The organism is Kitasatospora sp. NPDC101447, assembly GCF_044767225.1.
Lineage (GTDB): Bacteria > Actinomycetota > Actinomycetes > Streptomycetales > Streptomycetaceae > Kitasatospora.
In genome coordinates, this window is record NZ_JBIWNL010000007.1 from 52,002 (window position 1) to 58,329 (window position 6,328).

The following is a 6,328-nucleotide window of genomic DNA, read 5'->3' on the forward strand; positions in this document are numbered from 1 at the left end:
TCCTGCGGGCCGGGCGGAGGCCCGCCCGGCCGCTCAGACCTTGGCGTAGGCGACCGAGATCGAGGTCGACGAGCTGGTGATCACCAGGTTGTCCGCGCCCCGCTCGGCGAGGCCCGAGCCGCCCCCCGTGGAGGTGACCTCGAAGCCCGCGGCCTTGAGCGCCGCCTGGTACTTGTCGTAGTCACCGGCGGTGGCCTCGCAGGTGATGATGTAGGCGCCGTCCGCCCCGTTGACCAGGGTGATCTTCCCCGGCGGGAGCGGTATGTCGGCGGGCAGGCCGGCCGGCCGGGTCTTGCCGTTCTGGACCGCTCCGGCGGGCGGGGTCGCGCCCGCCGGCGGGGCGGCGGGGGTCGTGGCAGGGGCGGCCGGGGCGGAAGCCGGCTGTGAGGTGCTCGGGGCGCTCGGGGTGGCCGCCGGTGCGGAGGAGACCGCGGCCGGGGCGGTCGGGGAGCTCGTCGCCGCGGTGCTCGCGGTGGCGGTGGAGGAGCTGTCGTCGTTGCAGGCGGTGAGCGCGAGCCCGGCCACGACCAGGGTGGCGAGCAGGGCGGAGGTGCGCTTGAGCGGCATGGTGTGAGCCAATCGTGTGACGGTGCCTCAGTGGTTCCGGGCGCCAGGCAGAGTGGCACACGAAAGGCCGGATGCCAACGGAATTCCGTCGGTCCGGCCTTCCTCCGGCGCTCAGTCCAGGTCGGCGGTGCGGCCGAGGGCGTCGGGCTGGGACTCCTCGATCCGCCGCAGCATCCGGGCCAGCAGGCCGGAGAGCGCGGTGCGCTCGGGGCCCACGACGTCCTGGAGCAGCTCCTCCTCGAACACCGCCGCCATCCGCATCGACTCCAGCCACTTGTCGCGGCCGGTCTCGGTCAGCTCGATGATCACCCGCACCCGGTTGGACTCGTCCCGCTCCCGGGTGACCAGGCCGTCGGCCACCATCCGGTCGATCCGGTGCGTCATCGCCGCCGGGGTGAGTCCGAGCCGCTTGGCCAGCTCGCCCGGCCCCAGCCGGTACGGGCTGCCGGCGACCACCAGGGCCTTGAGCACCTCCCACTCGGCGGACGTGATTCCGAGCACGGTCAGCTGCCGGTCGTACGCCACGCCCATCCGCCGGGAGACCCGGTTGAGGGTCTGCACGATGGTCTCCACCTGGGGGTCCACGGTGGGGAACTCCCGCTGGTAGAGCGCCACTTGCTCGGCGATTCCGAGCTCCAGGGGGGTGGCCGGTGCGGGCTTTCCGGCAGCCGGCGCCGGCTTGTCCGTAGTCATGCGGACCAGTGTCGCACGAGCGTGCACCCCTTAAGCCTTTGACTCCGCAGCCTTCTGGTGCTAAGACTTTATCTCGTCAAACTTTAGCTCTGAAATCTTCTGGACTTAAGAGTATCCAGTCGAAGCCAGGAAGGGATGTGCACGGTGGTCGGCACGGTGAAGCAGCGGAGGCAGCGTCGCGGGGCGGGTGGCCCGCTGCGCCGCGTCCAGATCGGCAACGCGCTCAGTGCGTTCGGCAGCGGGTTCACGATGCCGTACATGTTCGTGTACGTGGACCAGGTGCGCGGCCTGGGCTCGCTGGCGGCCGGGATGGTGTTCACCGTCTTCGCGCTGGCGGCCCTCGCCGTGCTGCCGTTCACCGGGCGCGGCATCGACAGGTACGGCCCCCGTCCGGTGCTGCTGGCCGGTACGGCGCTCGCCGCCACCGGCGCGTTCGCCTTCGGCCACGCCACCAGCACCCCGGCCCTGCTGGTCTCCTCCTTCCTGTTCGGCGCGGGTGTCACCACCTGCCAGCCGGCGCTGGCCACGATGATCGTCCGCTGCTCGACGGCGGCGACCCGCTCGCACGCCTTCGCGCTGCAGTTCACCCTGGTCAACCTGGGCATGGGCATCGGCGCGCTGGTCGGCGGGCAGATCGTCGACGTCACCGACCCGGCCAGCCTCACCCGGCTGTTCACCATCGAGGCGGCGACCTTCCTCGGCCTGGCCCTGGTCACCGGCACGGCCCGGATGCCGCGGTTCCAGCTGAGCGCCGTCCACGAGAAGGGCGACGGCCCGACCGGCCTGCGCGCGCTGGTCGCCGACAAGGCGATGCTGCGGCTCTGCCTGCTCGCCGGGCTGATCTTCTTCACCTGCTACGGCCAGTTCGAGTCCGGTGTGGCGGCCTTCGCCACCGACACCGTCGGCACCGCGCCCTCCACCCTGGGCTTCGCGATCGGCGCCAACGCGCTGACCATCGTGGTGCTGCAGATGTTCATGGTGCGGATCACCGCGCGCCGCCGCCGCACCACCGCGATGGCCGCGGCCGGCCTGGTCTGGCTCGGCGCCTGGGCGATGGCCCTGGTGGCCGGCCTGATCCGGACCGAGACCATGGCCGCCACGGTCGCCATCGTCTCGATCTACGCCCTCTTCGGCGTCGGCGAGTCGCTGCTCGCGCCCACCATGGGCCCCATGGTGGCGGACCTCGCCCCGGCCCGGCTGCTCGGCACCTACAACGCCGGCTACTCCCTGGTGAAGCAGATCGCGATCGCGGTCGGCCCGGCCGTCGGCGTGCTGCTGGTCGGCTCCGGCACCTGGCCGCTCTACCTGGCGGCGATGGCGGGCTCGACGCTGCTGATCGTCGCCCTGGCGCTGCGGCTGCGCCCGTACCTCACGCCGGAGCAGGACAACGCCGCCCCGGCCGTGGTCCACGCCGTCCCGGTCCGGGAGCTGCAGACCGCCGCGTGACGAAAGCGCACGTGCGAGCGTGTGAAACGGGCGCCGACCAGGTCACCTGGTCGGCGCCCGTCGCGCTTGGCTTCGCGACCACCGCCACATAGTGTCAGTGGCTGTTGACCGCCCGGACCAGGCCGCAGCGCCGGGCCCGGGCAGAGCAGACAGGCGAATCGGCGAGGCTATGACGCAAGCGGCGCTCACGCACCCCCCGGCGGCCCCGGCCCCGGCCGACCCCGCACCGGCCCCGCGCGGGGGCGTGGTCCGCTGGGCGGCCGACCGCTCCGGGTGGCTCGGGCCGATCGGCGTCGCGATCTTCGCCGGGCTGCTGCGGTTCTGGAACCTCGGCTACCCCAACGCCTTCGTCTTCGACGAGACGTACTACCCCAAGGACGCCTGGTCGCTGCTCCGACAGGGCTACGAGGCCAACTGGCCCGACCACGCCAACGCCGACATCCTGGCCGTCCCGCAGTCCATCCCGCTCGGCTCCGCGCCCGAGTTCATCGCGCACCCGCCGCTCGGCAAATGGGTGATGGCGATCGGCGAGCAGCTGTTCGGACTGCACCCCTTCGGCTGGCGGTTCATGACGGCGCTGCTCGGCACCCTCACCGTGCTGATGCTGGCCCGGATCGGCCGCCGGCTCTTCGGCTCCACCCTGATCGGCTGCACCGCCGCGCTGCTGATGTCGGTGGACGGTCTGGCGCTGGTGATGAGCCGGGTGGGCCTGCTCGACGGCATCCAGATGTTCTTCGTGCTCGGCTCCTTCGGCGCCCTGCTGATCGACCGCGACCACGCCCGCGCCCGGCTCGCCGAGGCCGCCGACGGCGACACCGTCCGGCTCGGGTGGCGCCCCTGGCGGATCGCCGCCGGGGTGCTGATCGGCGCGGCCTGCGCGGTCAAGTGGAACGGCGCCCCGATCCTCGCCGCCTTCGGCATCCTGACCGTCCTGTGGGACCAGGCCGGCCGCCGCGGGGCGGGCGCCCGCCGCCCCTGGCGCTCCATGCTGCGCCGGGACGCCGGGCCCGCCCTCCTCGCCATGGTGGGCTCCGCCCTGGTGGTGTACGTCGGCGCCTGGGGCGGCTGGCTGCTCAGCGGCGGTAGCGGCGAGGGCGGCTACGACCGGCACTGGGCCGACGGCCGCGCCGGGCTCTCCCCGGACAGCTTCCTCGGCGTCCCGCTGCCGCAGGTGCCGATGAGCTGGGTGCCCGCACCGCTGCGCAGCCTGTGGCACTACCACTCGCAGATGTACGACTTCAACACCGGTCTGAGCACCCCGCACACCTACCAGTCCAACCCCTTCGCCTGGCTGGTCGACGGCCGCCCGGTCTCCATGTACTGGGAGCAGATCCCGAACGGGACCCGCGGCTGCACCTCCTCCGGCGGCTGCGCGGCGCAGATCCTGGGCCTGGGCACGCCGTTCCTCTGGTGGGCGGCCTGCTTCGCGCTGGTCTACCTGCTGTGGCGCTGGTTCTTCCGGCGGGACTGGCGCTCCGGCGCGGTGCTGTGCGCGGTGGCCGGGATCTACCTGCCCTGGTTCCGCTACCAGGAGCGGACGATCTTCTCCTTCTACATGGTCGTGCTGGTGCCGTTCCTGTGCCTGGCCGTCGCCCAGATGCTCGGGGCGATCCTCGGCCCGCCCGGATCCGGCCCCCGGCGCCGCCGGATCGGCGCGATCGGGGCGGGGGCCGTCGTGCTGGCGATCGTCGGCTGCTTCGCCTTCTTCTACCCGCTGTACACGGCGGAGGTGATCCCGATGTCGTCCTGGCAGGACCGGATGTGGTTCACCAGCTGGATCTGATGGACCTTGCGGCGTCCGGCGGCCAGCTGCTGCCGGTCACGCCGGTGCTCGGGGTGGTCACCGCCGTGCTGCTGCTGGCCGCCGTCGCGGTGGCCGGGCGGGGGCAGCTCGGCCACGGGCACGCGGTGCTGCGGGCCGGGCTGCGCGCGGTGGTGCAGCTGGCGGCCGTCGCCGCGGTGATCACCTGGGTGGTCGGCTCGCTGTGGTGGTCAGCGCTGTTCGTGGTGCTGATGTTCGGCGTCGCGGTGCGCACCGCCGGGCGGCGGATGACCCCGGGGCCGGGCTGGGTCTGGGCGGCCGCGCCGATCGGGGCCGGGGTGCTGCCGGTGCTCGCCCTGCTGCTGGGCGTCGGGCTGCTGCCGCCGAAGGGCCTGTCCGTCATCCCGATCGCGGGCATCCTGATCGGCGGCGGGCTCACCGCGACCTCGCTGGCCGGGCGGCGCGCCCTGGACGAGCTGCGGCTGCGGCGCGGGGAGGTGGAGGCGGCGCTGGCGCTCGGCTTCGAGGAGCGCGACGCACGGCTGGAGATCTGCCGCACGGCCGCGGCGACCTCGCTCGTCCCGGCCCTGGACCAGACCCGTACGGTCGGCCTGGTCACCCTGCCCGGCGCCTTCGTCGGGATGCTGCTCGGCGGGGCCTCGCCCGTCCAGGCGGGATCGGTGCAGCTGTTCGTGCTGGTCGGGTTGCTGGCGGTGGAGTCGGTGGCGATCGTGGTGGTGCTGGAACTGGTCGGCCGGGGCCTGGTGACGGCGGGGGAACCGGGCGAAGGCCGATGACGGCCGGGAGCCGGCGGCTGGCAGCCGACGGAGCCGGCGCACCGGAAGGCGTCGGGTACCCTTGGGGGCGTTGAAGGGGAGTAGCCCTCCACCGGACCGTCGACATACTGGCCCCCAGGGGCCCGGCGCCCGGGGCACCGCTCGTAGAGCGTTGCCGGCGAGACCTTCGGCCGCAGTGCTGTGACCATGACCAGTGCTGTCGGGCCGAAGCGTCCCCTGACGGAGCTGCGACGGCCGGGCAGCCCGACCGAGGAACCTCCCTTGATGAGTGAGCGAAGCGAACGAGCCGTCGACGGGCGCGTCCGTGCGAACGTCCCCGCCGAGCGAAACGAGGCGGGCGCATGAGCCTGACCGTTGCCGTGTTGACGTTCGGCATCATCTTCCTGGCCGAACTGCCGGACAAGACCGCGCTGGCCAGCCTGGTGCTCGGCACCAAGTACCGGGCGAGCTACGTCTTCGCCGGCATCGCCGCCGCCTTCGCCCTGCAGGTGGGCATCGCGCTGGTCGCCGGGCACCTGCTGTCGCTGCTGCCGCACCGCTGGGTGGAGCTCGTCACGGGCGTGCTCTTCCTGGCGGGCGCGGCGATGCTGCTGTTCCACGGCGGCGGGGACGAGGATGAGCACGCGGCCAAGGAGCCGTCCTCGAACAGCTTCTGGAAGGTGGCCGGGGCCAGTTTCGTGGTCGTCGCGATCGCCGAGTTCGGTGACCTGACCCAGATCATGACCGCCAACCTGGCCGCCAAGTACGCCGATCCGCTGGCCGTCGGCCTCGGCTCCTGGCTGGCGCTCTGCGCCGTCGGCGGGATCGCCATCGTGGGCGGACAGAAGCTGCTCAAGTACGTGCCGATGAAGCTGATCATCCGGGTGGCGGCGGGGATCATGCTGGTGCTGGCGGCCGTCAGCATCGTCGGGGCGATCACCGGCTGACGTCCCGGGAGCGGCGAACGGGCGGGGGCCCCCCCGCGGGGGGGGCGCCCCCCCGGGGGGGGCGGGGGGGGGCCGCCCCGGGGGGGGGGGGGGGCGGCCCGGGGGGTTGGAACCGAGAATCCCGTCAAGCCCCAGTT

Annotated in this window: 6 protein-coding genes; 4 read left to right on the forward strand and 2 right to left on the reverse strand. The window is 73.1% G+C overall.

From position 1 onward, the window contains the following. Nucleotides 1–33 precede the first annotated feature (33 nt). Entirely contained in the window at nucleotides 34–579 is a 546-nt protein-coding gene (locus ACIRST_RS12720; protein ID WP_402802225.1) for a hypothetical protein, read from the reverse strand. Nucleotides 580–678: 99 nt separating this feature from the next. Then, complete coding sequence (locus tag ACIRST_RS12725; RefSeq protein ID WP_350523230.1) at nucleotides 679–1,260, reverse strand: MarR family transcriptional regulator; 582 nt, start codon at nucleotides 1,258–1,260, stop codon at nucleotides 679–681. A gap of 144 nt (nucleotides 1,261–1,404) precedes the next feature. On the opposite strand from ACIRST_RS12725, the gene ACIRST_RS12730 reads away from it, so the two are divergent. The 4 genes from ACIRST_RS12730 to ACIRST_RS12745 all read left to right on the forward strand — a co-directional run bounded on the left by ACIRST_RS12730 (nucleotide 1,405) and on the right by ACIRST_RS12745 (nucleotide 6,191). After that, on the forward strand, nucleotides 1,405–2,706 hold the full coding sequence (locus ACIRST_RS12730; protein ID WP_402802228.1) for an MFS transporter: 1,302 nt from the start codon (nucleotides 1,405–1,407) through the stop codon (nucleotides 2,704–2,706). 169 nt (nucleotides 2,707–2,875) lie between these two features. Continuing rightward, on the forward strand, nucleotides 2,876–4,489 hold the full coding sequence (locus ACIRST_RS12735; protein WP_350523232.1) for a phospholipid carrier-dependent glycosyltransferase: 1,614 nt from the start codon (nucleotides 2,876–2,878) through the stop codon (nucleotides 4,487–4,489). Then, nucleotides 4,489–5,265: an ABC transporter permease gene (locus ACIRST_RS12740; RefSeq protein ID WP_402802440.1), complete on the forward strand. Its 777-nt coding sequence runs from the start codon at nucleotides 4,489–4,491 to the stop codon at nucleotides 5,263–5,265. Before ACIRST_RS12735 ends, ACIRST_RS12740 begins: the two co-directional genes overlap by 1 nt. Nucleotides 5,266–5,606: 341 nt before the next feature. Further along, complete coding sequence (locus ACIRST_RS12745; protein WP_402802231.1) at nucleotides 5,607–6,191, forward strand: TMEM165/GDT1 family protein; 585 nt, start codon at nucleotides 5,607–5,609, stop codon at nucleotides 6,189–6,191. Nucleotides 6,192–6,328 lie beyond the last annotated feature (137 nt).